The sequence below is a fragment of the Lentzea sp. NPDC059081 genome (genome assembly GCF_042738015.1).
Lineage (GTDB): Bacteria > Actinomycetota > Actinomycetes > Mycobacteriales > Pseudonocardiaceae > Lentzea.
In genome coordinates this window covers 201,438-226,406 of record NZ_JBHYGW010000013.1, presented here as the reverse complement: position 1 = coordinate 226,406, position 24,969 = coordinate 201,438, and the positions used below count along the sequence as shown (strand labels likewise).

21 protein-coding genes, 2 tRNA genes and 2 pseudogenes are annotated in these 24,969 nt (G+C 68.3%); 11 read left to right on the top strand and 14 right to left on the bottom strand.

Annotated features, from left to right (window positions below):
• The first annotated feature begins 16 nt into the window (after positions 1–16).
• Genes ACFWV3_RS27370 through pknB form a run of 6 tightly spaced genes read left to right on the top strand, consistent with a single transcriptional unit; the run spans position 17 to position 8,387 of the window.
• Positions 17–478, top strand: a complete 462-nt coding sequence (locus tag ACFWV3_RS27370; protein ID WP_030465595.1) for an FHA domain-containing protein — start codon at positions 17–19, stop codon at positions 476–478.
• A complete protein-coding gene (locus ACFWV3_RS27365; protein WP_382415028.1) occupies positions 475–1,917 on the top strand; it encodes a PP2C family protein-serine/threonine phosphatase in 1,443 nt (480 codons plus the stop codon). The genes ACFWV3_RS27370 and ACFWV3_RS27365 overlap by 4 nt, the downstream gene beginning before the upstream one ends.
• Complete coding sequence (locus ACFWV3_RS27360) at positions 1,918–3,393, top strand: FtsW/RodA/SpoVE family cell cycle protein (RefSeq protein ID WP_382415026.1); 1,476 nt, start codon at positions 1,918–1,920, stop codon at positions 3,391–3,393.
• Positions 3,390–4,862, top strand: coding sequence for a peptidoglycan D,D-transpeptidase FtsI family protein (locus ACFWV3_RS27355; protein ID WP_382415024.1), 1,473 nt, complete (start codon positions 3,390–3,392; stop codon positions 4,860–4,862). The genes ACFWV3_RS27360 and ACFWV3_RS27355 overlap by 4 nt, the downstream gene beginning before the upstream one ends.
• Positions 4,862–6,334 carry a serine/threonine-protein kinase gene (locus tag ACFWV3_RS27350; protein WP_382415022.1) on the top strand — a complete coding sequence of 491 codons (1,473 nt, stop codon included), beginning with the start codon at positions 4,862–4,864 and terminating at the stop codon, positions 6,332–6,334. The genes ACFWV3_RS27355 and ACFWV3_RS27350 overlap by 1 nt, the downstream gene beginning before the upstream one ends.
• Positions 6,335–6,389: 55 nt before the next feature.
• The gene (gene pknB, locus ACFWV3_RS27345) at positions 6,390–8,387 is read left to right on the top strand and encodes a Stk1 family PASTA domain-containing Ser/Thr kinase (protein ID WP_382415020.1); all 1,998 of its coding nucleotides are present in this window, start codon (positions 6,390–6,392) and stop codon (positions 8,385–8,387) included.
• A 54-nt stretch (positions 8,388–8,441) separates the two neighbouring features.
• Here pknB and ACFWV3_RS27340 read toward each other — a convergent pair whose 3' ends face one another.
• Positions 8,442–9,083, bottom strand: a complete 642-nt coding sequence (locus ACFWV3_RS27340; protein WP_382415018.1) for an aminodeoxychorismate/anthranilate synthase component II — start codon at positions 9,081–9,083, stop codon at positions 8,442–8,444.
• Positions 9,084–9,160: 77 nt separating this feature from the next.
• Here ACFWV3_RS27340 and ACFWV3_RS27335 point away from each other — a divergent pair, with 77 nt between their 5' ends.
• Positions 9,161–10,504: an FAD-dependent oxidoreductase gene (locus tag ACFWV3_RS27335; RefSeq protein ID WP_382415016.1), complete on the top strand. Its 1,344-nt coding sequence runs from the start codon at positions 9,161–9,163 to the stop codon at positions 10,502–10,504.
• 100 nt (positions 10,505–10,604) lie between these two features.
• Here ACFWV3_RS27335 and ACFWV3_RS27330 read toward each other — a convergent pair whose 3' ends face one another.
• A complete protein-coding gene (locus tag ACFWV3_RS27330; RefSeq protein ID WP_382415014.1) occupies positions 10,605–10,760 on the bottom strand; it encodes a hypothetical protein in 156 nt (51 codons plus the stop codon).
• Positions 10,760–11,668, bottom strand: a complete 909-nt coding sequence (locus tag ACFWV3_RS27325) for a class E sortase (protein ID WP_382415012.1) — start codon at positions 11,666–11,668, stop codon at positions 10,760–10,762. The genes ACFWV3_RS27330 and ACFWV3_RS27325 overlap by 1 nt, the downstream gene beginning before the upstream one ends.
• A gap of 472 nt (positions 11,669–12,140) precedes the next feature.
• Here ACFWV3_RS27325 and crgA point away from each other — a divergent pair, with 472 nt between their 5' ends.
• Together crgA and ACFWV3_RS27315 are read left to right on the top strand one after the other, a co-directional pair.
• Positions 12,141–12,407 (top strand): cell division protein CrgA, encoded by a 267-nt coding sequence (gene crgA, locus ACFWV3_RS27320; protein ID WP_330850048.1) that lies wholly within the window; start codon positions 12,141–12,143, stop codon positions 12,405–12,407.
• A 234-nt stretch (positions 12,408–12,641) separates the two neighbouring features.
• On the top strand, positions 12,642–13,037 hold the full coding sequence (locus ACFWV3_RS27315; RefSeq protein WP_382415010.1) for a PH domain-containing protein: 396 nt from the start codon (positions 12,642–12,644) through the stop codon (positions 13,035–13,037).
• Here the strand turns inward: ACFWV3_RS27315 and ACFWV3_RS27310 are convergent.
• Positions 13,034–13,957: a rhomboid family intramembrane serine protease gene (locus ACFWV3_RS27310; RefSeq protein ID WP_382415008.1), complete on the bottom strand. Its 924-nt coding sequence runs from the start codon at positions 13,955–13,957 to the stop codon at positions 13,034–13,036. The two genes, ACFWV3_RS27315 and ACFWV3_RS27310, sit on opposite strands and share 4 nt — an antisense overlap.
• On the bottom strand, positions 13,954–14,502 hold the full coding sequence (locus ACFWV3_RS27305) for a peptidylprolyl isomerase (protein WP_382415006.1): 549 nt from the start codon (positions 14,500–14,502) through the stop codon (positions 13,954–13,956). Before ACFWV3_RS27305 ends, ACFWV3_RS27310 begins: the two co-directional genes overlap by 4 nt.
• Positions 14,503–14,596: 94 nt before the next feature.
• Between ACFWV3_RS27305 and ACFWV3_RS27300 the strand changes: the two genes are divergently transcribed.
• A complete protein-coding gene (locus ACFWV3_RS27300; protein ID WP_382415004.1) occupies positions 14,597–15,163 on the top strand; it encodes a hypothetical protein in 567 nt (188 codons plus the stop codon).
• A gap of 58 nt (positions 15,164–15,221) precedes the next feature.
• Here ACFWV3_RS27300 and ACFWV3_RS27295 read toward each other — a convergent pair whose 3' ends face one another.
• Positions 15,222–15,755 carry a DUF2020 domain-containing protein gene (locus ACFWV3_RS27295; protein ID WP_382415003.1) on the bottom strand — a complete coding sequence of 178 codons (534 nt, stop codon included), beginning with the start codon at positions 15,753–15,755 and terminating at the stop codon, positions 15,222–15,224.
• 110 nt (positions 15,756–15,865) lie between these two features.
• On the opposite strand from ACFWV3_RS27295, the gene ACFWV3_RS27290 reads away from it, so the two are divergent.
• Complete coding sequence (locus tag ACFWV3_RS27290; RefSeq protein WP_382415001.1) at positions 15,866–16,261, top strand: DoxX family protein; 396 nt, start codon at positions 15,866–15,868, stop codon at positions 16,259–16,261.
• Between the two features lie 472 nt (positions 16,262–16,733).
• Here ACFWV3_RS27290 and ACFWV3_RS27285 read toward each other — a convergent pair.
• The 8 genes and pseudogenes from ACFWV3_RS27285 to recF form a co-directional block, all read right to left on the bottom strand.
• Positions 16,734–16,806, bottom strand: a tRNA-Ala gene (locus ACFWV3_RS27285).
• A 37-nt stretch (positions 16,807–16,843) separates the two neighbouring features.
• Positions 16,844–16,963: pseudogene (locus ACFWV3_RS27280) on the bottom strand (DLW-39 family protein); the annotation flags it as partial.
• Between the two features lie 123 nt (positions 16,964–17,086).
• Positions 17,087–17,160: transfer RNA gene (locus ACFWV3_RS27275), tRNA-Ile, on the bottom strand.
• Positions 17,161–17,230: 70 nt separating this feature from the next.
• Positions 17,231–17,908 (bottom strand): annotated as a pseudogene (locus tag ACFWV3_RS27270) (DUF3566 domain-containing protein); the annotation flags it as partial.
• 467 nt (positions 17,909–18,375) lie between these two features.
• Entirely contained in the window at positions 18,376–20,925 is a 2,550-nt protein-coding gene (gene gyrA / locus ACFWV3_RS27265; RefSeq protein WP_382414999.1) for a DNA gyrase subunit A, read from the bottom strand.
• An 85-nt stretch (positions 20,926–21,010) separates the two neighbouring features.
• A complete protein-coding gene (gyrB, locus tag ACFWV3_RS27260; protein ID WP_382414997.1) occupies positions 21,011–22,981 on the bottom strand; it encodes a DNA topoisomerase (ATP-hydrolyzing) subunit B in 1,971 nt (656 codons plus the stop codon).
• 226 nt (positions 22,982–23,207) lie between these two features.
• Positions 23,208–23,741 carry a DUF721 domain-containing protein gene (locus tag ACFWV3_RS27255; protein WP_382414996.1) on the bottom strand — a complete coding sequence of 178 codons (534 nt, stop codon included), beginning with the start codon at positions 23,739–23,741 and terminating at the stop codon, positions 23,208–23,210.
• A gap of 118 nt (positions 23,742–23,859) precedes the next feature.
• Positions 23,860–24,966 (bottom strand): DNA replication/repair protein RecF, encoded by a 1,107-nt coding sequence (gene recF, locus ACFWV3_RS27250; RefSeq protein WP_382414994.1) that lies wholly within the window; start codon positions 24,964–24,966, stop codon positions 23,860–23,862.
• Between the last annotated feature and the right edge of the window lie 3 nt (positions 24,967–24,969).

Genomic DNA, 24,969 nt, shown 5'->3' with positions numbered 1-24,969 from the left:
GGAGCGGTTACAACCGGTGCCAGAGCTGGTGATGCAGCTGACCAGAGCGGGCTTTCTCGTGCTCCTCTGGCTCTTTGTGCTGGCCGCCCTACGTGTGGTCCGCTCTGATCTCTACGCAGCCTCAGGGCTCCGGGCGTCAGGTCTGCCCGGATTCCGGAGGTCCGAGAAGTCGGCGAGGGGAAGCAAGGCGCCTCGGCAACTCGTGGTCACCCACGGGGCGCTGACCGGCACCCGCATCTCGCTCGACGGCAGGCCGATCCTGATCGGCCGCGCTGACGACTCCACTCTCGTCCTGGACGACGACTTCGCGTCGACCAGGCACGCGAGGCTGTCCATGCGCGGTACCGACTGGTACGTGGAGGACCTCGGCTCCACGAACGGCACCTACCTAGACCGAGCCAAGGTCACCGCACCCCTGCGCGTACCTCTCGGCACCCCGATCCGCATTGGCAAAACGGTGATCGAGCTGCGCTCATGACCTTGGTTCTTCGATACGCGGCCCGAAGCGACCGGGGCCTGGTTCGTTCCAACAACCAGGACTCCGTGTACGCGGGCCCCCGCCTGCTCGCAGTCGCCGACGGCATGGGTGGCCACGCCGCCGGTGAGGTCGCGAGCAAGGTGGTCATCGCCTCGCTGGCCCACGTCGACGACGACGAGCCCGGTGACGACCTCCTCGGCAAGCTCCGCGACGCGGTCGCGAGTGGCAACGGCGCCATCTCCGAGCTCGTGACGAGCGACCCGGACCTGGAGGGCATGGGCACCACGCTCACGGCCATCCTGTTCGCGGGCAACCGCCTCGGGCTCGTGCACATCGGCGACTCGCGCGCGTACCTCCTGAGGGAGGGCACCTTCGCGCAGATCACGCACGACGACACGTTCGTCCAGTCGTTGATCGACGAGGGCCGGATCACGCCGGACGAGGCCGCCACGCACCCGCAGCGCTCGTTGCTGCTGCGCGCGCTCACCGGCCACGACTTCGAGCCGAGCCTCACCGTGCGCGAGGCGCGCTCCGGTGACAGGTTCCTGCTCTGCTCGGACGGTCTGTCCGGCGTCGTGAGCCTGGAGACGCTCGACGAGGCGATCCGCATCCCCGACCCGCAGGCGTGCGCGGACCGGATGATCGAGCTCGCGCTCAAGGGCGGCGGCCCGGACAACGTCACGGTGATCGTGGCGGACGTCCAGGACGTCGCTTTCGGCGACGACTACCCGATCGTCGGTGGCGCGGCCGGTGACGGCAGCGAGGAGCACAACACTCCTCCCGACTCGGCGGCCTCGCGAGCGGCGACGCTCACGCAGCAACGCCCGCCGGCGCCGCAGCGCATGGAGGCACCGCCTCCCCCGCCGCAGGACCCGAAGCGCAAGAAGCGCAACACGATCAAGGCGATCGCGATCGTCTTCGTGCTGCTGCTCCTCGCCTCTGTCGTGGCGGTCGGCGGCAAGCTGTGGCTCAACACCCAGTTCTACGTCGGTGCCACCGAGGACGGCCAGGTCGCGATCTTCCGCGGGCTCAACGGCAGCGTGCTCGGCTTCAAGCTGTCGTCCAAGGTCGAGGACTCGTGTCCGCCGGGGTCGACGGGCTGCACGCCGATCACGCTGAAGGACCTGCAGGAGGCCGGTCGCAAGACCATCACCGCCGGCATCCGCAGCGACAACGGCCTCGACGGAGCACGCGCCGCGGTCCGGTTGCTGCGCACGGAGCACATGCTGCCGCTGTGCAAGGACACGTCGTCGACGTCGAGCACGACCACCACCACGACGCCCCCGACGACGACCAGCGCGCCGTCCAGCTCCGCCTCGACGAGCTCCTCGAGCACCCCGCCGGCGAACGGTTCGCCGAACCCGGAGACGGGGTCAACCGAGCCTTCGCTCACGCCCTCGCAGCAGAAGCCGGGTGTGGAATGCCGGGAGGGTCCGTAGTTGAAGGGCTCGCCCGCCCCCACCGGGGAAGGCTCACCAGGCGCGTCGGCGGCGACCAACACGTCGCCAGGACTGCGGGCGCCGACGAGGCGCGGCACCGAACTGGTGATGCTGTCGTTCGCCGCCGGTCTCGTGACGCTGGCTCTCATCCTGGTGGAGCTCAACCAGGAGCGCTCGCTGAGCCTGAGGATCCTCTACCTCGGTCTCGCGTACCTCGCGCTGTTCGCGTGCGCTCACCTCGCCGTGCGCAGGTGGGCTCCGTACGCCGACCCGGCGATCCTGCCGTGCGTCGCGTTGCTCAACGGGCTCGGCCTGGTGGTCATCCACCGGATCGACCTGGCCATGGAGGGCACCGTCTTCCCGGACGGCTCCACGTGGGACCCGGTGGCGTTCAAGCAGGTCATCTGGACCGGCATCGGGTTGTTGCTGTTCGCGGCGACGCTGAAGTTCCTCACCGACCACCGCATGCTGGCGCGCTTCGGCTACACGTTCGGCCTCATCGGCCTCGTCGCGCTGATGCTGCCCGGTGTGCTGCCCGGCTTCATCGCGCCGGAGATCAACGGCGCGAAGATCTGGCTGCGCATCGGCCCGTTGTCGATCCAGCCGGGTGAGTTCGCCAAGATCCTGCTGATGGTCTTCTTCGCCGCGTTCCTGGTGTCGAAGCGGGACCTGTTCACCGTGGCGGGCCGCCGGTTCCTCGGCATGGACCTGCCGCGCGCCCGCGACCTCGGCCCGCTGTTCGCGGCGTGGGGCGTCACGGTCGCGGTCATGGTGCTGCAGAAGGACCTCGGTTCCTCGCTGCTGTTCTTCGGCATCGTGCTCGTGCTGCTCTACGTCGCCACCGAACGCGCGGCGTGGGTCGTGCTCGGTCTCGGCCTGTTCTCCGGCGGCGCGATCGTCGCGTGGAAGCTCTTCAACCACGTGCAGCAACGTGTCGCGAACTGGCAGGACCCGATCGGTCGCTACGACAAGATCGGCGGCGGCTACCAGATCTCGCAGTCGCTGTTCGGGCTCGCGACGGGCGGCATCGGCGGCGCGGGTCTCGGCGCCGGCCGGCCGGAGATGATCCCCGAGGCGAACACCGACTTCATCACCGCCGTGATCGGCGAGGAGCTCGGGTTCGTCGGCTTCGCGGCGCTGCTGCTGGTCTACATGGTCTTCGCGTTGCGCGGCCTGCGCAGCGCCATCTCCGTGCGCGACAGCTTCGGCAAGCTGCTCGGCGGCGGTCTGGCGTTCGCGGTCTGCTTCCAGGTGTTCATCGTCGTCGGCGGTGTCACCAAGCTGATCCCGATGACCGGTATCACCGCCCCGTTCCTGTCCTACGGCGGTTCGTCGCTGCTCGCGAACTACATCCTGGTCGCGTTGCTACTGCGAATTTCTGCCGCGGCGAGGGCACCGCAGCGGGCTCCGAAGCCGAAACCGCAGCAGCCGGCCATCGCCGACCAGCACACTGTGATGGTGGAGCGTCCCAAATGAACACACCGCTCCGCCGCGTCGGCATGGCCATGATGGTCATGATCCTGCTGCTCCTGGGCAACGCCACGTGGGTCCAGGTGATCAACGCCGACGAGTGGCGCAAGAACGCGTACAACCGCCGCGTGCTGCTCGACGAGTACGCCCGCAAGCGCGGTCTGATCACGGTCGCCGACGGCACGGTGATCGCGGACGTCAAGGAGACGACGGACCGTCTCCGGTTCCTGCGCACCTACAACGCGGGCCCGGTCTACGCGCCCGTCACCGGCTACCTCTCGGTCACCTACGGCACCTCCGGCATGGAGCGCGCCGAGAACGACCTGCTGAACGGCTCAGACGACCGGTTGTTCGCGCGCCGCGTCTCCGCGTTGATCACCGGTCGTGACCCGGTGGGCGGCAACGTGCAGCTCACGCTCGACTCGAAGGTGCAGCAGGTCGCCTACGACCAGCTGACCGCGAAGGGCTTCACCGGGTCGGTCGTCGCGATCAAACCGGCGACCGGCGAGATCCTGGCGATGGCGAGCACGCCGTCCTACGACCCGAACACGCTCGCGAGCCACGACTCGAACGAGCAGGTGAACGCGTGGAAGCAGCTCACGGCCAAGGAGTCGAACGACCCGCTGGTCAACCGCGCGACGCAGGCCCTCTACCCGGCGGGCTCGACGCTGAAGGTCGTGGTCGCCGCGGCCGCGCTCGCGGACGGCAAGAACAAGGACTCGCAGTACACCGCCAAGGGCACCGTCAAGCTGCCGAACACGCAGACGGACCTGCCGAACTTCAACGGCACCCCGTGCGGGCCCGGCGAGACGGTGTCGATGGAGACCGCGCTCGCGAAGTCGTGCAACACGGCGTTCGGTGAGATGGCGGGCCAGGTCGGCGCGAACAAGCTGCGCCGGCAGGCCGAGAAGTTCGGGTTCAACGACCCGGACCTCACCGTGCCGCTGGCCGTCGAGACCTCGACGCTCGGCTCGATCCCGGACGAGGCCGCGCTCTGGCAGACCGGCATCGGCCAGCGCGACGTGCAGATCACCCCGCTCGAGAACGCGGTGATCGCGGCGACGATCGCCAACGACGGCGAGCGGATGCAGCCGTACCTGGTGTCGAAGATCCTCGGCCCGGACCTCAAGTCGATCGACGACACGAAGCCCGACGAGGTCGAGACGGCGATGAGCAAGGCGAACGCCAACGCCCTGCGCGACATGATGATCCAGTCCGAGATCAACACCGGTGGCGAGGGCCGTCTGCAGAACGTGCAGGTGGCGTCCAAGACCGGTACCGCCGAGCACGGCGCCAACCCGCTGCAGAACAAGCCGCACGCCTGGTACATCGCGTTCGCCCCGGCGCAGAAGCCGGAGATCGCGATCGCGGTCATCGTCGAGGACGGTGGCGACCGCGGTCTGGGTGCCACCGGTGGCAAGGTCGCCGCGCCGATCGGGCGCGCCGTGATGACCGCGTACCTGGCGGGTCGCTGATGCTGACCACGGGCCAGCTCCTCGCCGACCGCTACCGCCTCACCAGGCGGATCGCGGTCGGCGGCATGGGCGAGGTCTGGGAGGCGGCCGACGACCGGCTCGACCGCCGGGTGGCGGTGAAGGTGCTCAAGGCCGAGCTGTCGGGCGATCCCGAGTTCCTGCACCGCTTCCGCACCGAGGCGCGGATGACCGCGTCGCTCAACCACCCCGGTATCGCGTCGGTGCACGACTACGGCGAGACCGCGTCGATCGCGGAGGGGCCGGAGGACACGGCGTACCTCGTGATGGAGCTCGTCGAGGGCGAGCCGCTCGCGACGATCATCTCGCGGGGCCGGCTCACCGCCGAGGTGACGCTCGACCTGCTGGAGCAGACCGGCAACGCGTTGCAGGCGGCCCACGAACGCGGGCTCGTGCACCGGGACGTGAAGCCGGGCAACATCATGGTCACGCCGTCGGGGAAGGTGAAGATCACCGACTTCGGCATCGCGAAGGCCGTGGACGCGGCACCCGTGACGCGGTCCGGCATGGTGATGGGCACGGCGCACTACATCGCGCCAGAGCAGGCACTCGGCGGCGAGGCCGAACCGGCGAGCGACGTCTACTCGTTGGCGGTGTGCGGCTACGAGTGCCTGGCCGGTCACCGGCCGTTCCTGTCGGACAACGCGGTGACCGTCGCGATGATGCACATCCGCGACATCGCTCCGCCGCTGCCGCGGGACGTCCCGCCGGGAGCGCGGGCGTTGATCGAGGCGACGCTGGTGAAGGACCCGCGGCAGCGCTACCGGACCGGTGGCGAGTTCGCCGCGGCCGTCAGCGCGGTGCGGGTGGGCCAGCCGCTGCCGACGCCGTCGGGGTTCTCGATGCCCCAGGTGGTGCCCCAAGGGGTGCCGCAGCAGGTCGTTCCCCAGCAGGCTCCGCCGCCCCCTCAGGTGTCGCAGCCGCTGCCGATTCCCGCGCAGCTGCCGCACCACCCGACGGGACCGGTTCGTCTCGGAACTCCGCCTGGAATGCAGCCTCCGCACCACACCGGCACGTTCACCCCCATGCCGACCCCACCGGCGAGAAACCGGACCGTCATCTGGGTTATGGTCGCTTTCCTGGTGACCGTGCTGCTGGTGCTCGGCGTGGTCGTCCTGTGGAAGCTGACCGTGGACACGGGTGACGGCAACGGGCAGGGGAACCGGCCGGCGACGTCCAGTTCGACGAACGCGAGCCCGCCGGCGAACGGCCAGAAGCCGGACTCCGCGGACCGGATACCGGGCAACGCGACGAAGCTGCTCGACGAGGACGACTACATCGGTCGTTCCGCCGACCAGGTCAGGACAGACCTGATCGACCACGGCTTGGTGCCCAAGGTGCAGAGCCCCCAGGGTGCATCTCCGGGCGACCTGAAGAAGTGCCGAGTCACCGCCATCGAGCCGACAGGCGAGGTGCCGGCGGGCTCGCAGGTGAAGGTGACGTGCGCGCCATGAGCAAGACCAGAACCGACTTGGGAACACCGTCGACGAGGAGCGGGACGAAGCACCGATGAGCACTCCGCGACTGCTCTCAAACCGCTACGAACTGGGTGAGACCCTCGGGTACGGCGGCATGTCCGAGGTTCACAAGGGGCGGGACGTCCGCCTCGGCAGAGACGTGGCGATCAAGGTGCTGCGAGCCGACCTCGCCCGTGACGCCCAGTTCCAGGAGCGCTTCCGCCGCGAGGCGCAGAACTCCGCCGCACTGAACCACCCGGCGATCGTCGCCGTCTACGACACCGGTGAGACGCAGACCGAGTACGGCCCGCTGCCCTACATCGTGATGGAGTTCGTCGACGGGCGAACGCTGCGCGACATAGTGAAGACGCAGGGACCGCTGTCGGGCAAGCGCGCCATGGAGGTCATGGCCGACGTCTCGGCCGCGCTCGACTTCAGCCACCGCCACGGCATCGTCCACCGCGACGTGAAGCCGGCCAACGTGATGATCACGAAGTCCGGTGCCGTGAAGGTGATGGACTTCGGCATCGCCCGTGCGCTGCACGACGGCCAGGCCGCGGTCACGCAAACCGCCGCGGTGATCGGCACGGCCCAGTACCTGTCACCGGAGCAGGCGCGCGGCGAGTCCGTCGACGCCCGTTCCGACGTTTACGCCGCCGGTTGTGTGCTGTTCGAACTGCTGACCGGGGAGCCGCCGTTCACCGGTGACTCGCCCGTCGCGGTCGCGTACCAGCACGTGCGGGAGGACCCGAAGGCCCCGTCGCAGCTCAACCCGAAGGTGTCGCCGCAGCTCGACGCGATCGTGCTGAAGGCGATGTCGAAGGGTCCGGCGAACCGCTACCAGTCGGCCGCCGAGATGCGCGCCGACCTGGTGCGCGTGCTGTCGGGTCAGCGCCCGTCCGCGCCGGCCGTCATGACCGCCGAGGACCGCACCGCCGTGATGAACGAGCAGGCGCGCGCCACTCGCACGCAGGTGGTGACCGGCGGCAGGCACCGCCCGGCGGCGTTGAAGTCGGAACCCGAGGACGACTACGACCCGCTCGCCGAAGAGGAAGAAGAGCGTCGCGCGCGGCGCAAGAAGGCCATCATGGTCACGCTGGTGGTGATCCTCTGCGCGGCGGTGCTCGGTCTCGCCGCGTGGATCACCGCGAGCGTGATGAACTCCGGCAGCGACGCCACCACCAAGGTCGGCGTCCCCTCGATCGAGGGCCTCAGCCCGCTCGAGGCCAAGGAGAAGATCACCAAGGCCGGTCTCGTGCCCACGCAGGAGGACGTCGCCTGCGAACCCGGCGCGAACGGCGCGGCGGCCCCGTGCAACGCCGACCAGATCAACAAGGTAATCGCCACGAACCCGCCCGGCGGCAGCCAGGTCGACAAGGGGTCGACGGTCAAGATCTCCGTCGGTGCGCCTCCCGGTGAGGGCACCGTGCCGGACCTCGTGGGCAAGACGCCGCAGGAGGCCCAGGCGATCCTCGACAAGGACCCGAACGGCTTCAAGCTGACGCAGGCCGCCGACCAGGTCGAGGTCGACGACACGAACAAGGTCGGCAAGGTCGCCGGCCAGAACCCCGCGAGCGGCCTGAAGCTCAAGAAGGGCGGCTCGATCAGCATCCAGCTGGGCAGGGCACCCGACAAGATCAACGTGCCGAACGTCGTGGGCGACGACGTGGAGGACGCCCGGCAGACGCTGGTCGGTTCCGGCTTCAAGGTCAACGTCGAGACGGTCGACAGCGCGAAGCCCGAGAACGAGGTCATCTCGCAGACGCCGACGGCCAACAACAAGGCGGCCAAGGACACGACGGTCACGCTGAGGGTGTCGAAGGGCAACCAGCTGGAGATGCCCGACCTGGCCGGTCTCACGCAGCGCGAAGCCGAGAACAAGCTGAAGGCGCTGGGCTGGAACGGCAACCTCAACGTCGAGGAGCAGCAGGTCAGCAGCCCGCAGCAGGACAAGAAGGTGATCACGCAGAACCCCGGCAAGGGTCAGCCGTTCACCAAGGGCTCGACGGTGACGATCACGGTGGGCAAGTTCGGGATCATCACCTCGTAGGGCGACGAGGCAGTGCGAAAGGGCGGCTTTCCTGCGGGAAGGCCGCCCTTTCGCTCATCGGCGGGCGGCGGAGGCGAGGGTGCGCATGCCGTTCTCGAGCTGCGCGACCGTCGTCTCGGGCACCTCGAAGCCGCAGACCTTCAGCCAGTTGGCGAGCATGCGGTGGCCGCCGTCGGTCAGCACCGACTCGGGGTGGAACTGCACGCCCTCGACCGGGAGCTCCCGGTGGCGCATGCCCATCACGATGCCGCTCTCGGTCTTGCCGGTGACCTCGAACTCCGCCGGGATCGTCTCCGGCAGCACCGTCAGCGAGTGGTAGCGGGTCGCGATGAACGGCTGCGGCACACCCGCGAGCACGCCCTGGCCCTCGTGGAAGACGATGCTCGTCTTGCCGTGCAGCAGCTCGGGCGCGCGGTCGACCGTGGCACCCCACACCACGCCGATGGCCTGGTGCCCGAGGCAGACGCCGAAGACGGGCTTGCCGGTGTCGGCGCACTTCTTGATGACGTCCACGCTCGCGCCGGCGCGCTCGGGTGTCCCCGGCCCCGGGCTGACGAGCACCCCGTCGACCTGGCCGATCTCGTCGAGGTCCACCTCGTCGTTGCGCCGCACGACGCACTCAGCACCGAGCTGGGCCAGGTACTGGACGAGGTTGTAGACGAAGCTGTCGTAGTTGTCGACCACGAGCACGCGCATGGGTGGAGCCTAGTCGGTCGAGTCGAGTGAGTTAGCTCTCGTCTTCACTGAGGTAAGGCTATCCTAAAATAGGTGTCATGAGTCGCCCCTTGCGCGTAGCGGTCATCGGTGCCGGACCGGCCGGCGTCTACGCGGCCGACATCCTGACCAAGTCCGACGTGGACGTGCGGATCGACCTGTTCGACCGGCTGCCCGCCCCCTACGGCCTGGTCCGGTACGGCGTCGCCCCGGACCACCCGCGCATCAAGGGCATCGTCACCGCCCTGCAGAAGGTGCTCGACAAGCCGGCGGTCCGCTTCTTCGGCAACGTCGAGTACGGCGTGGACCTCAAGCTCGACGACCTGCGCCACCTCTACGACGCGGTGGTCTTCTCGACGGGCGCCGCCACCGACCGCCCCCTCGACATCCCCGGCATCGACCTGCCCGGCAGCTTCGGCGCGGCGGACTTCGTCTCCTGGTACGACGGCCACCCGGACGTCCCGCGCACCTGGCCCCTGACCGCGACGTCGGTGGCGGTCCTGGGCGTCGGCAACGTGGCCCTCGACGTGGCGCGGATCCTGGCCAAGACCGCCGACGAGCTGCTGGTGACCGAGATCCCGCCGAACGTCCACGAAGGCCTGAGCACGTCCCCGGTCACCGACGTGCACGTCTTCGGCCGCCGCGGACCCGCCCAGGCGAAGTTCACGCCGCTGGAGCTGCGCGAGCTCGACCACTCGCCGAACGTCGAGGTGATCGTCCACGCCGAGGGCATCGAGTTCGACGAGGCCTCGATGCACGCGATCAGGACCAGCAAGCAGGTCGAGATGATCGTGAAGACCCTCCAGGAGTGGGCGATCCGCGACGTCGGCACCCGTCCCCGCCGCCTGCACCTGCACTTCCTGGAGGCCCCGATCGAGGTGCTCGGCACGTCGTCCGTGACGGGCCTGCGCACCGAGACCCAGGAGCTGACCGGCGACGGCAACGTCCGCGGCACCGGCGTCCACACCGACTGGGAGGTCCAGGCCGTGTACCGGGCCGTCGGCTACCTCTCCACGCACCTGCCCGGCATCCCGTTCGACCACGTCTCGGGCACGATCCCGCACCTGGCCGGCCGCGTGCTGGACCTGGACGAGGTCCCGATGCCCGGCGTCTACACGACGGGCTGGGTGAAGCGCGGCCCGATCGGCCTGATCGGCCACACCAAGGGCGACGCCCTGGAGACCGTCACGAGCCTGCTGGAGGACGCCGAGTCCCTCCCCCGCTGCGCTTCGCCCTCGCCCGAGGCCGTGGTCGAGTTCCTGACGCAGCGCGGCGTGCCGTTCGTGACGAACGAGGGCTGGCGCCGGCTCGACCTGCACGAGGTGGCGCTGGGCGCGGTGCAGGGCCGCGACCGCGTCAAGGTCGTGGCGCGCGAGGAGATGACCGCGGTCGCGAACGGCTGACCGGCTTGAGCGGCCCTGTCCTTCGAAAGGCACGGGGCCGTTCCACGATGAAGCCGCCATCGCGCGTGGGCGCGGTGGCGGCTTCAGCAGTTCCGGCCGGCTACTGCGTCGTGACGTTGTTGAACGGCAGCTTCGGCTCCGCCCACGGGAACACGACGAACATCAGCAGCGCGACGATGCCCGTCACCAGCACGACCGCCTCGATGACCTTGAGGAACAGCGGCCCCGGCAGGTGCCGCCAGACCCAGCCGTACATCAGCCCTCCGTCATCTCTGGCGGCACGAAGTTGTCGGCCACGGGGTAGCTCTTGGTCTCGATGGCGTGCACGATCAGCCGCTGCCGGTCGGAGAAGCGCGGGTGGCAGGTCGTCAGGGTGAGCAGGCGGGCCTGCTTGTCGGCCGGCACGGACGTGCCCACCTGGTGCGGGATCGGGGCGATGACCTCGCCCTGGGTCGGGACGACGATCTCCTGGCCGACGGTCTTGGCGTAGGCGTCGCCGAGCGTCGTCGACAGCGGGGCGACACCGGTGCAGGCCGCTTCCTTCGACCGCGGGTTCGAGGCCCAGCCCGCGACCTCGCTGCTCATGGGCAGGACGCGGTAGACGAACCACTGCGTCTGCGTCTGCACGACCACCGCGTCGCAGGAGCGGAGCAGGTCCAGGTCGTTGAACGGCGCGCCCTTGCCGACGCGGTGGCCGGCGATGGAGAAGTTGCCGGCCTCGCCCGGCTGGGCGGTGTCGACGTAGTGGCCGGGGCCGATCTCCAGGTGCTTGTCCGTCGTGCCCTCGACGACGGAGAACTTCCAGTCGTTGCCGAAGACCGGGATGTACATCTTCGCGAAGGCCTTGCCCTCGATGAGGTTCAGCTTCGACTGGCGGTTCGGGTCGGCGGGAGGCGGCGTGACGGTGTTCGAGCTCCACTCGGAGTCGAGGGCCGCGGTGGCGTCCTCCTGCTTCTCCGCGGAGAGCAGGTCGGTCACGTAGACCTCGTAGACGACGAACAGGAGCACGACCAGGCCCAGCGTGATGAGGGTTTCGCCCACACCGCGGACGGCCTTGCGCGCCATGCTCTCCGGAGGCGGAGCCGGCTTCTCCTGTTCGCCGTCGAAGTAGTCGTCATCGTCGTAGTACTCGTCGTCGTAGTCGTCCTGGACGCGCGGGATCACTTCCGTGGGCGGATCGACCGGGCGGGGACGGGGCGGACGAGGGGGCATTCCGCGGTGGGGCATCGCGCGCGGTGGCATTCCCGCGCGGGGCATGCCACCGGGCGGCGTGCCCAGGGGCATTCCGCGTGCCGGGGTGCCGGGGGGCGGGCCCTGGGGACCGCGCGGCGGAGCACCCGCCGGGGGAAGGCTGCCGGAGAAAGCGCTGGTGAACTGCGTTGCTTCCGGCGGCGGCAGCGGACGGGGAGAAGGGGTGGCCCGCACGTGCTGAAGGTCGTCACGGCGGGGTGCAGGACGCCGGGGCGGCGGCTGCTGCGGTCCAGAGTTCACCAGAGCACCTCCGCGCGGACTGTGAACTGAAAACAACTGCGTCTTCCAGGTGGTTCGCTCACCACGGTCGCTACGTTAACGTGTCTCCTGAGTAGTGCACGTAAACTCGCGTCACTCAGGGATATCCACGTCAGGCGAGGACAGCATGCCAAAGTCCAAGGTCCGGAAGAAGGCGGCTTACACCGCACCCACTGACCGCCGTACGCCGGTCAAGGTCAAGGCAGCGGGGCCGTCACACCCGGTCTACGTCGTTGTCATGCTCGGCTTCATGCTGCTGGGCCTCTCGTGGCTGGTCGTCAACTACATCGCGGCCGAGAAGATCCCGTTCATGCTCGAACTGGGCGCGTGGAACTTCGCGATCGGCTTCGCGCTCATGATCATCGGTCTGCTCATGACGATGCGCTGGCGCTAGGCGCTCGGCACGTCACAGCTCGTACAGGCCGGCCCGGACGTCACACGTCCGGGCCGGCCTTTGTTCTGGCTCCGTTCACCGGGTTCATCCGAGCGTCACCGAAGCACACCGCTGTAAGTCATCCCCATTGGGGACAAGTCCTGTGGACAACTTTGCACCAAAATGCACAAGCGACGGTTTCCCCTCATAAGGACCCGTTCGGCTGTCCACATTTCATGCGGCACACTCGACGGTGTGACACGCACCTGGTCCACTCCCGCCCCGATGGTCGCCTTCGCGTGGGTCGGCGCGCTCGTCCTCGCCGTCGCGGCGGTCCTCGTCGACGACAACGCGGGCCGTCTCCTCGTCGGGCTGGCCGCGTTGCTGGTCACCTACCTCGCGGCGTTCGCGACCATCGCGCGGCCAAGGCTCACCGCGAACGCGGACGGGCTCGCCGTGCGCGGGCTCGCGAGCACGACGCGGCTGCCGTGGCACGAGGTGAAGGTGAAGCTGCAGACCACCCGCCGGCTCGGCAGGGAACAACAGACTTTGGAACTCGACGCCGACGACCGTCTCGTGGTGCTCACGAAACTGGACCTCGGCGTCGATCCCGAAGAAGTCGCCGGAGTGCTGCACGCATTGCGCCCCTAATTCGGGGTGCAGGTCCTGGCGATCTCGAGGAGGACTTCCGCGTCCGTGTCGAGTTCGGTGGCGCGCAACAGGAACATGCCTCCGAGCAACACGACCGCGGCGACCACCGCGGCGATCTGGTAGAGATCGCGGTTCTTCTGCGGCGCCCTGACCATCGCGAGCGTCAGCAGGCCGCCGACGACGAACCCGCCGAGGTGCCCGAGCAGCGACGCGTTGGTGAAGAGGTTCGACACCAGGTTGATCCCGACGACCACGACGATGGTCGAGATGTCGCGCTTCTGCCGCTTGAACACGATCAGCAGCGCGCCCATCAGGCCGAACACCGCACCGGACGCACCGGCGAGCTGCTGGCAGACCGTGCCGAAGTAGAACGCCGCCGCACTGCCGCCGAGCAGCGACAAGAAGTACACGGCGCTGTACCGCAGCCTGCCCAGCTCCTGCTCGACGACCGGACCGACCACGAAGAGCGCGGCCATGTTGAGCGCGAGGTGGATCAGGCCGAAGTGCATGAAGCCCGACGTGACGATCCGCCACCACTCACCGCCGGCGGTGACGTCGGGGTACAGCGACGTCGCCTGGAACAGCTCCGACCTGGAGTTGTTCATCGGGCTGCCGGACTGGACGACCGTGACCACGTACGCGAGCACGTTGAGCGCGATCATCACCTGCGTGATGATCGGCCGGCCGTTCGAGACCTGCGCGCCCGCGAGCGTGCGCGGACGGCGGACCGTGCGGGCACCCTCGTTGACGCAGTCGACGCACTGCATGCCGACCGAGGCGTCGCGCAGGCAGTCCGGGCACGCCGGACGGTCGCACCTGGTGCAGCGCAGCCGGGTGGGCCGATCGGAATGACGTGCGCAGACCGGGGTCTCCGGCTGCGCTCCGACCGGCCCGTCCGGTGGCACGAGTGCGTCGCTCACGCGCGTTCGATCGTGATCCGCTCGATCTTGATGTCGTTCACGGGGCGGTCGCCCGCACCGGTCGTGGTGTTGCCGATCGCGTCGACGACGTCGCGCGACTCCTGGTCCGAGACCTCACCGAAGATCGTGTGCTTGAAGTTGAGCCACGTGGTCGGCGCCACGGTGATGAAGAACTGCGAGCCGTTGGTGTTGGGCCCGGCGTTCGCCATCGCGAGGATGTACGGGCGGTTGAACTGGAGCTCGGAGTTGAACTCGTCGGCGAAGCGGTAGCCGGGGCCACCGCGGCCGGTGCCGGTCGGGTCGCCGGTCTGGAGCATGAAGCCGGCGATGACGCGGTGGAACAGGGTGCCGTCGTAGAACGGACCCGTCTTCCCGCCGCTCGCGTTGGCCTCGGTGTACTCCCGGGTGCCCTCGGCGAGTCCGACGAAGTTCGCCACCGTCTTGGGGGCGTGGTCGGGGAACAGGTTGATGCGGATGTCGCCCTGCGTGGTGTGCAGGGTCGCCGTCACCTTGGTCCCGACGAAGGATTCGTTGCTGTCAGCCACCACACCATCGTGCCATCACAGGCGCGGATGTTCAGGAAGGGGCACGATGGGGTACCTCAGGCTCACAAGCTGACGACAACGTGTGGAGCGCAGAATGGACGAGGTGGACGTCATGACCCGTGCCGGCGAGTCCGTTGGCAAGGCAGTCGGCACGGGTCTGAAGGCCGCGCGCCAGGGGGTCGTTCGCGCAGGTCACGCCGCCGAGGCGAAGCTCGCCGACCGCGGCATCACGACCGACCAGGTGCGTGGCGCCCTCGTCGACCAGGCCGACACGCTCATGAGCAAGGCCGAGAGCTGGGAGAAGCAGACCCGCCGCTCCCGCAAGCGCTTGGCCAAGAAGAGCGCGAAGACGCGCGCCGACCTCATGGGCAGGGCCGAAGTGGTGCGCAAGGAAGTGAAGAAGGCGGCCAAGACCGCGCGCAAGGACGCGAAGGTCCGCGCCAAGGAGATCCGCAAGGCCGCGGCCCAGCTGAGCGGCGACGCGCCGAAGCGCCGCCGTTGGCCGTGGGTCCTCGGTCTCCTGATCGCGGCCGCCGCTGCCGGCTACGTCGCGCTGACGCGCCAGCCGCAGGAGGTCCAGCTGCACGAGGAGGAGCAGGCTCCGCTGCCGGAGCCCGTTCTGAACGGGCAGGTGCCGACCCAGAAGGAACCGGCGAAGTAGGCAAGATCGCAGAACGGGGTGGCTCTCGACGCCGAGAGCCACCCCGTTTTCGTGCGTCCTAGAGCTTGAGGCCCTTGATCGCCTCTTCCGCGATCCGCCGAGCTTTGATCGACTGCTTCTGGTTCGTCGTCACGACCACGGCGGCATCCGCCTTGGAGACCGCGTAGACGACACCCGTGTCACCGCTGACGTACCCTCCGGTCCACCCGGTGGGCTGACTGGCAGGCTGCGACCCGTCCGGCGCCGCCTCGTTCACGATCAGCTTGGCGACCCGCTCATCCCCCACGTACACGCGCACGGTCAACTGGATCTCAGTTGCGTTGGCGTAGAAAAAGCACGCTGGGTGAGGTTTTTCCGTTGACAGTTTCACTTTGGGTACACGCTGCCCGTTGGCCTCGGCGACGAACGCCGTCGCCAGGTACGGACAGGTGCCGTCGGTAGCGGGCTGTGGCGCGGGCGGCACTGTCGGTGCGGCGCTGGTCGTGGTGGTGACCTGCGTCGTCCGGGTGTCCGGCACAGGCACACCTTGGGAGACCTCCGTGCCGCACGCGGCGAGTACGCCGAGCAGGGGCAGCAACAGTGCTCGTTTCATAGGGGCAACAGTCAACCAGATACCAAAAGCGCCTCGAGCGGGACACTCTAAATTGGTCCATACCTTTTGTGCCCTGACCCTTGCCCCCGAGCCCCGGAAGGACCTTGACCATGGAGTTCCTGGAGCAACGACGAGAGCACGCCCTGGCGCTCTTCCGCATCGTCCTCGGTCTGTTCTTCGTGATTCACGGGGTGCAGAAGATCTCGAAGGGAACCGAACTGCTGTCCTGGCCGGCCGGCCCGATGAGCCTCATCGAACTGATCGGCGGAGGCCTGATCCTGATCGGCCTGTGGACGCGCTGGGCAGCGTTGCTCACCTCCGGCGCCATGGCCTACGCCTACTTCGTGGTGCACCAGCCCAAGGGCCTGCTGCCGATCGAGAACGGCGGCGAACTGGCAGCCGTCTACTCGTGGGCGTTCCTGCTGCTGGTGTTCACAGGAGCGGGCGCGTGGAGCATCGACCAGCTCCGCACGAAATCGCAGAAGAAGGCACTCGCCACAGCGTGAGTCCGACCGATGCTGCACAGAGGCCCTGTTCGCAACGAGGCGAGCAGGGCTTTCGCACACCAGCAGACGCAACGGCGAAGCCAAGCCCCCAAGCGATGCCGAAGGCGAGCAGTGACAACCCCGCACTTCCAACCGCGATGCCGAAGGCGAGCCGTCTTCCCTGACGCCGATGGGTAGCGGTGCACCCACTCGTGGTTTGGCGATTGGGGCTTGACTTTGGGTGCGAGGTGCTACCCCTTTCGGGATCGGCCGGTTGCGAAGCATCCGGCCTTTTCCGGCCGACTGAGCGCCTCGCAAGGGCCCCGAAGTCAAGCCCCAATCGCAATCGTCGCGGAGCGGCGATGTACCCAGTCTTTCGTCCGAGGTGCACGCCCACGCTGGAACAGGCACCAGACCGCAATGGCGACCACGCCGGAACTCGCATTCCGGAACGCAAAAGGCTCGTACCCACAACAGGTACGAGCCGGATACGTGGAGACGAGGGGAATCGAACCCCTAACCCCCGCCTTGCAAAGGCGGTGCTCTGCCAATTGAGCTACGTCCCCGAAGATCAGGGGCGGACAAAGCCGCCCCGCGAGATCAGTCGGTGGGGGCGGTGGCCTCGCGCCACAGGTCCGCGTCGGCCTTGGCCGAACGGCTGCGCTTCACGAAGAACAGGACCGCACCGGCGACCACGACGAGTGCGATGATCTTCTTAGCCACTGGAAACCCCTCCAAGACTGTTATGCCCCGACCTACCGCACCAGCCTACAGGCTTTGCGAGACTTGGGCCGGGGCTCCGGGACGCGGTCCCAGACAAGAATGATGATTCGAAAGAAAATCGAGTGGGCCTAGGAGGACTTGAACCTCCGACCTCTTCATTATCAGTGAAGCGCTCTAACCGCCTGAGCTATAGGCCCTCGATCATCACCCCTTGGGGCAACGAGGAGAACCTTACAGGATCGCCTTCGCTGCCCCAAATCAGGGGGGTCACTCGCGCTCGGAGAGCGTCAACTCCAAGCCACCGGCCAGATCCGCGGACACGTTGTAGACGAACGCGCCGACGGTCGCGAGGGCCGTGAACAGGACGATGTTGACCGCGCCGATGATCGCCGAGACGCCGAACACGCGGCCGGCGCTGATCAGCGGTTCGCCCGGCTCGTTGGCCTGGAGCAGGTCGTTCGCGGTGCTGTTGATCTTGTCCCAGACACCCATGCCGTGCAGCACGCCGTAGAGCACGCCGACGGCCACCAGCCACACGAAGAACAGCGCGACGCCGAGCACCAGGGCGAGCTTGAGCACCGACCACGGGTCGACGCGCTTCACCTGGAGCGAGGCGCGGCGCGGGCCGCGACCGGGGCGGCGGGCCGACGGGGTGGACGCGGCGGGCCGGGCTCCGGCGTTGCCGAGGTTCACCGACGTGCGGCTGCTGCCGAGTCCGACCGGCACCGCCGAGCCCGTGACCACCGGCTTCTGCACCTTGACGGTGTCCGGGTCGGTCGACGGGAAGGCGGGCTCCGGCTGGGACGACGACGGCACGGGCGGTGCGCCCGGGACCACGTACGCCTCGTGCGAGTCCTGGTGCGACGCCTCCGTGTCGTTCGTCACGCGCTGCCAGGGCGGCGGTGTCGAGACGACGACGGGTTCGTCCGCCGGAGCGGGAGCCGGGGTGGCGGCGGCAGGCGCCGGTGCGGGCGTTGCCGGCGCGGGCTTGGCCTGCGCCGGAGCCGCCTCAGCGGGTGCGGTCTGCGCGGGCTTGGGCTTGGCCTGGGCGGGCGTCGCCGGTGCGGACTTCTCCGGTGTGCTGAGCGAGACCGTCTTCTGCTCCTCGGCCGGTGCGGCCTTCGCTGCGGGTTCGGCGGGAGCGGGAGCAGCCGGAGCAGGAGTGGCCGGCTTCTCGGCGGACTTGGTGGCCTCGGCCGCCTTCTCCGCCGACACCGGCTTCGTCTTGTCCTGCGCGTTTCCACCCGAGGAACCGGAGGCCGCCGGTGTGGCCTTCTCCGCCTTCTCCGCGTTCTGCGCAGCACTCGGCGGAGTCGGCTTGGTGATCACCGCGGTCTTGTCCGCGTCCCGACCTTCGCGGTTCTCGGGTGGAGTCACGAGCTGTTCCTTACCCTCTCGCTAGCAAGTTCCGACTACTCGGCCGAGTCGGTGGGGGGTGCTGCCTGGTCGGCGTCGGCGACAGAGCCCTCCGCGGCAGACGTCTCACCGTTAACGACGTCGCTGGGCTCGTCCGCGTTGCGCGCGACGGCGATCAAAGTGGTGCTTTCGCCGAGGTTCATCAGCCGCACGCCCTTCGTCTGCCGTCCAGCCTTGCGCACCTGTTCGGCTCGGGTCCTGATGACCCCGCCGCTCGAGGTGATGGCGTAGAGCTCGTCGTCGACGTCGACGATGAGCGCTCCGACCAGCCTGCCACGTCGGCGGTCGTGCTGAATGGTCAGCACACCCTTGCCACCCCGGCCCTGGACCGGGTAGTCCTCGATCGGAGTCCGCTTCGAATACCCACCGTCGGTGGCCACCAAAACGAAGAGTCCCTCTTGGACGACACCGACCGAGAGCAGTTCGTCGTCCGCGTTGAACCGCATGCCCTGAACGCCCGACGTGGCTCGTCCCATCGGACGCAGCACGTCGTCGGTGGCGTGGAAGCGGATCGACTGGCCGTCGGCGGAGACCATGAGCAGGTCGTCGTCGGCCGAGCAGAGCACGGCGCCGACGAGCTCGTCGTCCTCGCGCAGGTTGATGCCGATGAGTCCACCCGATCGGTTGGAATCGAAGTCGGAGAGCTTCGACTTCTTCACCAGACCCTTGCGGGTGGCCAGCACGAGGTACGGCGACACGTCGTAGTTCTTGATCTGGATGACCTGCGCGATCTCCTCCTCCGGCTGGAACGCGAGGAGGTTCGCGACGTGCTGGCCGCGGGCGTTGCGGTTCGCCTCGGGCAGTTCGTACGCCTTCGTGCGGTACACGCGGCCCTTGTTCGTGAAGAACAGGATCCAGTCGTGCGTGGAGCACACGAAGAAGTGCGCGACGATGTCGTCCTGCTTGAGCTGCGCGCCCTGGACGCCCTTGCCGCCGCGCTTCTGCGCCCGGTAGAGGTCGGTCTTGGTGCGCTTGGCGTAGCCGGTGCGCGTGATCGTGACGACCACGTCCTCGACCGCGATCAGGTCCTCCATGGACACGTCGCCGTCGAACGGGATGATCTTGGTGCGGCGGTCGTCGCCGAACTTCTCCACGATCGCCGTGAGCTCGTCGCGCACGATCTTGCGCTGCCGCTCGGGCTTCTCGAGGATGTCCTTGAGGTCGGCGATCTCCAGCTCGATCTCGGCGAGCTGGTCGATGATCTTCTGACGCTCGAGGGCGGCCAGGCGGCGGAGCTGCATCTCCAAGATCGCGTTGGCCTGGACCTCGTCGACCTCGAGGAGCTCCATGAGGCCGGTGCGCGCGATGTCCGGCGTCTCGGACCGGCGGATCAGCGCGATCACCTCGTCGAGGTGGTCGAGCGCCTTCACCAGACCGCGCAGGATGTGGGCGCGTTCCTCGGCCTTGCGCAGGCGGAACCTGGTCCGCCGCTGGATGACCTCGATCTGGTGCTTCACGTAGTGGCGGATCATCTGGTCGATCCGCAGCGTGCGCGGCACGCCGTCGACCAGCGCCAGCATGTTGACGCCGAAGGAGTACTGCAGCTGGGTGTGCTTGTAGAGGTTGTTCAGCACGACCTTCGCGACCGCGTCGCGCTTGAGCGTGATGACGATACGCATGCCGATGCGGCGGTTGGACTCGTCGGCGATGTTCGCGATGCCGGTGAGCTTCGCGTCGCGCACCAGGGCGGCGATGTTCTCGACGAGGTTGTCCGGGTTGACCTGGTACGGCAGCTCGGTGACGACCAGGATCGTGCGGCCCTTGGCGTCCTCGTCCATCTCGACGACGGCGCGCATGCGGACCGAGCCGCGGCCGGTGCGGTACGCGTCCTCGATGCCGGACGTGCCGAGGATCTGGCCGTAGGTCGGGAAGTCGGGGCCCTTGATCCGGGCGATCATGGCTTCGAGGGTCTCCTCGTCGGAGGCCTCGTGGTTGTCGAGCGCCCAGACCACGCCGTCCGCGACCTCGCGGAGGTTGTGCGGCGGGATGTTGGTCGCCATGCCGACCGCGATGCCGGAGCTGCCGTTGATCAGCAGGTTCGGGATGCGCGACGGCAGGACCGTCGGTTCCTGGATGCGGCCGTCGTAGTTGTCGCGGAAGTCGACGGTCTCCTCTTCGATGTCGGCCAGCATCTGCATGGCCAACGGGGAGAGCCGGCACTCCGTGTAGCGCATGGCGGCGGCGGGGTCGTTGCCCGGCGAGCCGAAGTTGCCCTGGCCCTGGATCAACGGGTACCGCATCGCCCACGGCTGGGCGAGGCGCACCAACGCGTCGTAGATCGCCGAGTCGCCGTGGGGGTGGTAGTTGCCCATGACGTCGCCGACGACGCGGGCGCACTTGTTGAAGCCGCGGTCGGGGCGGAAGCCCGAGTCGAACATCGAGTACAGAACGCGGACGTGCACGGGCTTGAGCCCGTCGCGCACGTCCGGCAGCGCACGACCCACGATGACGGACATCGCGTAGTTGATGTACGAGTTCTGCATCTCCTGCTGGATCTCGACCGGCTCGATGCGGTCGTGCTCCGGGGGCAGAGTCGTCTCGCTCACTGATCTCTTTCCTTCTCGCCGGAAACGCCGGGGTGCTCAGGAGTCAAGGCCGGACCGGTGGTGCGGCGCAGACCGCGCCGCACCACTAGATGTCCAGGAACTTGATGCTCTTGGCGTTGCGGGTGATGAACGAGCGGCGTGCTTCGACGTCCTCGCCCATGAGCACGCTGAACAGCTCGTCGGCGGTGGCCGCGTCGTCCATGGTGACCTGCCGCAGGATCCGGTTGGCCGGGTCCATCGTGGTCTCCCACAGCTCCTCGGCGTTCATCTCGCCGAGACCCTTGTACCGCTGGATGTTGTCGTCCTTGCCGAGCCTCTTGCCGCCCTCGATGCCGGCCTTGATCACGGCGTCGCGCTCGCGGTCGGAGTAGACGTACTCCGGCTCGGCGCGCTGCCACTTGATCTTGTAGAGCGGCGGCTGCGCGAGGTAGACGTGGTTGTGCTCGATGAGCGGCTGCATGAAGCGGAACAGCAGCGTGAGCAGCAGCGTGCGGATGTGCTGGCCGTCGACGTCGGCGTCGGCCATCAGCACGATCTTGTGGTAGCGCAGCTTGGTGAGGTCGAACTCGTCGTGGATGCCGGTGCCGAGCGCCGTGATCAGCGACTGGACCTCGGTGTTCTTCAGGACGCGGTCGATGCGCGCCTTCTCGACGTTGATGATCTTGCCGCGGATCGGCAGGATCGCCTGGTACATCGAGTCGCGGCCCTCCTTGGCCGAACCGCCCGCGGAGTCGCCCTCGACGATGTAGAGCTCGCAGCGCTCTGGCTCCGTCGAACGGCAGTCCTTCAGCTTGCCGGGCAGGCCGCCGATGTCGAGCGCGCCCTTGCGGCGAACGAGCTCGCGCGCCTTGCGGGCGGCGATGCGGGCCTGCGCCGACGACACCGACTTGGTGACGATCGTCTTGGCCTCGTTGGGGTGCCGCTCGAACCAGTCGGCCAGGTGCTCGTTCGTCGACTTCTGCACGAACGACTTGGCCTCGCTGTTGCCCAGCTTGGTCTTCGTCTGGCCCTCGAACTGGGGCTCCTTGAGCTTCACCGAGATGATCGCCGCGAGACCCTCGCGGATGTCGTCGCCGGTGAGGTTCGCGTCCTTCTCCTTGAGGAGCTTCTTCTCACGCGCATACTCGTTGACGACGCGCGTCAACGCGGCGCGGAAGCCCTCCTCGTGGGTGCCGCCCTCGTGCGTGTTGATCGTGTTCGCGAAGGTGTAGACCGACGGCGTGTAGCCCGTGTTCCACTGCATCGCGACCTCGACCTGCAGGTCGTCGCCCTGCGCCTCGAAGCCGATGACCTTCTGGTGCACGGCCTCGCGCGTGTGGTTGATGTGGCGGACGAAGTCCTCCAGGCCACCGGGGTAGTGGTAGACCCGCTCCTTCACCGCGGCCTTGTGGCCGTCGGCGTCGGCTTCCTCGTCCTCGGCCGAGACCCGCTCGTCGCGCAGGACGATGGTGATCCCCTTGTTGAGGAACGCCATCTCCTGCAGGCGGCGCGCGATCGTCTCGACGTTGTACTCGGTCGTCTCGAAGATGTCGGGGTCGGCCCAGAACGTGACGGTGGTGCCCGTCTCGTCGGTCGCCTCGCCCTGGCGCAGCTCGTGCGCGGGCTTCGAGTTCTCGTAGCGCTGGGTCCAGACGTGGCCCTGCCGCTTGATCTCGACCTCGACGGCCGTGGACAGCGCGTTCACCACGGAGATGCCGACGCCGTGCAGACCGCCGGACACCGCGTAGGAGTCGCTGTCGAACTTGCCGCCCGCGTGCAGCACGGTGAGCACGACCTCGACGGTGGGCCTGCCCTCGACCGGGTGCACGTCGATGGGGATGCCGCGGCCGTCGTCGATCACCCGGACGCCGCCGTTGGCCAGCAGGGTGACGTCGACCGTCGTCGCGAAGCCGGCCATCGCCTCGTCGACCGAGTTGTCCACGACCTCCTGGACCAGGTGGTGCAGACCGCGCTCGCCGGTCGAGCCGATGTACATGCCCGGCCTCTTGCGCACTGCCTCGAGACCCTCGAGGACGGTGATCGAGGACGCGCCGTACTCATTCTTCTTAGCTGACACGGGCCTGGAGTCTCCTCGCTGATGCGGGCAGAGCCGCACGGTGATGGGTGACGCTCCCGTGATTCTACCGGGCTACCCCGACAGAAAGGGGCCAAGGACACCTTTGAATCGGTCACAGACGCCCTCACGGGACCCAAAACGGGTCAGGACGGCTGAAAAGGGGGTTCAAATCCGCTGGTGAACGCTCATTGAGCCACAGAACGGCCGCTGAGCCCCCGACGTCGCCTCACCCGTAGGTGTCACGCGGACCGCGCCCAGGCGCGTGCCTGGGGCCGTGTCGCCAGCTCGGAGCGTCCGGACCCTTGATCTTGAGCTTCTTGACGACGCCGTGACCGATGCCCGCGGCGATCCGCTTGATCAGCTCGCGCTGCAGCAGGCGCAGCTGGGTGGCCCACGCCGTCGACGACGCCTGGACCGTCAGTTCCCCGTCACTGAGCGCGATCGGTTTCGCGTGCTCGGCGACGTCCTCTCCCACCAGTTTCGCCCACCGGGCGAAGACCTGGCCACCCTGCAGCTGCTCGACCCAGCCGCGGTCCGCCGCGATCCTGGACGCGATCCGCCCGAGCGGCTGGGGGTCGCGGTCGTCGGGTCCGGGACCGGACCAGCGACGCCGGCGGCGGTTGACCGGACGGCCCTTCGACTTGCTCCCCGGCACCCTGCCGCGGGCCTTCGCGGCGGCCTTGGCGGCCTCCAGCGCTGCTCGCGCGAGGTCCGAACCCTTGAGTTGTTCACCCTCGGGTGTGAATGAACCTGTGGACAAGTCCGGATTTGTGACGGAGTTATCCACACCATCCACAGACTTGTCCCCAGATGTGTGGGCGGACACACCCGATCGAGCTACATGTGGGGGCTTCGAACCCCCAGAGTCAGGCGTCGGGTCAGACACGCCGCACCTCCCCGCCGTGGACCTCGAACCGGGCACCGCTGAGCTCGTCGGGAACGTCCTCCGCCACCGCCGCGGTGATGAACACCTGCTCGGCGCCGGCCGCCACCTTCGCCAGCTGCTGTCGGCGGCCGCGGTCGAGCTCCGCGAAGACATCGTCCAGCACGAGCACCGGTTCGATGCCGTCGACACGCATCAGCTCGTACCCCCCGAGCCGCAGGGCGAGCGCGAACGACCATGACTCTCCGTGACTGGCGTAGCCCTTCGCGGGGAGCTCGCCGAGCGTCAGGTCCAGGTCGTCGCGGTGGGGACCGACCAGGCACACGCCGCGTTCGATCTCCTGCCGCCGCACCCGGTCGAGCTCGGCCAGCAGCAGGTCCTCGATGCTCTCCCGGTCCTCCGGCAGCTCGCCGACGCTCGACCGGTACGAGATGAGCGCCGGCCGCGACTCCGGTGCGACCTCCGCGTACGCCGAGGTGACGTGGTCCGCCATGTCGCGGACCAGCTTCACCCGTGCGGCCAGCAGCTCCGCGCCGTGCTTGGCGAGGTGCCCGTCCCACACGTCGAGCGTGGACAGCTCCGCCGACCGCGAGTGCTTCACCGTCTTCAACAACGCACTGCGCTGCTTGAGCACGCGGTCGTAGTCACTGCGCACACCGGCATAACGCGGTGCGCGCAGCACGAGCATCTCGTCGAGGAACCGCCGCCGATCGCTCGGATCGCCTCTCACGAGAGAGAGGTCCTCCGGTGCGAACAACACGGTGCGCAGAATCCCGAGCACGTCACGGGGGCGCGGCACCGGACCGCGGTTGATCCGCGCCCGGTTCGCCTTGCCCGCCGTGATCTCGAGTTCCACGAGCAGCTCGCGGTCGTCGTTGACCACGGCCGCCCGCACCACGGCGCGCTGGGCGCCGTGCCGGATCAGTGGAGCGTCCGTGGCGACGCGGTGCGAACCGAGCGTCGCCACGTACCCGATCGCCTCGACCAGGTTCGTCTTGCCCTGGCCGTTGCGGCCGACGAGCACCGACACGCCAGGGTCGAACGCCAGGTCGGCGAGCTCCCACGAGCGGAAGTCGCTGACCTGGAGGTGTCTGACGTGCACTCG

Excerpts from the sequence above, each read along its gene's own strand:
- ACFWV3_RS27365 (WP_382415028.1), top strand. The coding sequence starts at position 475 with ATGACCTTGGTTCTTCGATACGCGGCCCGAAGCGACCGGGGCCTGGTT.
- ACFWV3_RS27355 (WP_382415024.1), top strand. The coding sequence starts at position 3,390 with ATGAACACACCGCTCCGCCGCGTCGGCATGGCCATGATGGTCATGATC.
- ACFWV3_RS27350 (WP_382415022.1), top strand. The coding sequence starts at position 4,862 with ATGCTGACCACGGGCCAGCTCCTCGCCGACCGCTACCGCCTCACCAGG.
- pknB (WP_382415020.1), top strand. The coding sequence starts at position 6,390 with ATGAGCACTCCGCGACTGCTCTCAAACCGCTACGAACTGGGTGAGACC.
- ACFWV3_RS27340 (WP_382415018.1), bottom strand. The coding sequence starts at position 9,083 with ATGCGCGTGCTCGTGGTCGACAACTACGACAGCTTCGTCTACAACCTC.
- ACFWV3_RS27335 (WP_382415016.1), top strand. The coding sequence starts at position 9,161 with ATGAGTCGCCCCTTGCGCGTAGCGGTCATCGGTGCCGGACCGGCCGGC.
- ACFWV3_RS27330 (WP_382415014.1), bottom strand. The coding sequence starts at position 10,760 with ATGTACGGCTGGGTCTGGCGGCACCTGCCGGGGCCGCTGTTCCTCAAG.
- crgA (WP_330850048.1), top strand. The coding sequence starts at position 12,141 with ATGCCAAAGTCCAAGGTCCGGAAGAAGGCGGCTTACACCGCACCCACT.
- ACFWV3_RS27300 (WP_382415004.1), top strand. The coding sequence starts at position 14,597 with ATGGACGAGGTGGACGTCATGACCCGTGCCGGCGAGTCCGTTGGCAAG.
- ACFWV3_RS27295 (WP_382415003.1), bottom strand. The coding sequence starts at position 15,755 with ATGAAACGAGCACTGTTGCTGCCCCTGCTCGGCGTACTCGCCGCGTGC.
- ACFWV3_RS27290 (WP_382415001.1), top strand. The coding sequence starts at position 15,866 with ATGGAGTTCCTGGAGCAACGACGAGAGCACGCCCTGGCGCTCTTCCGC.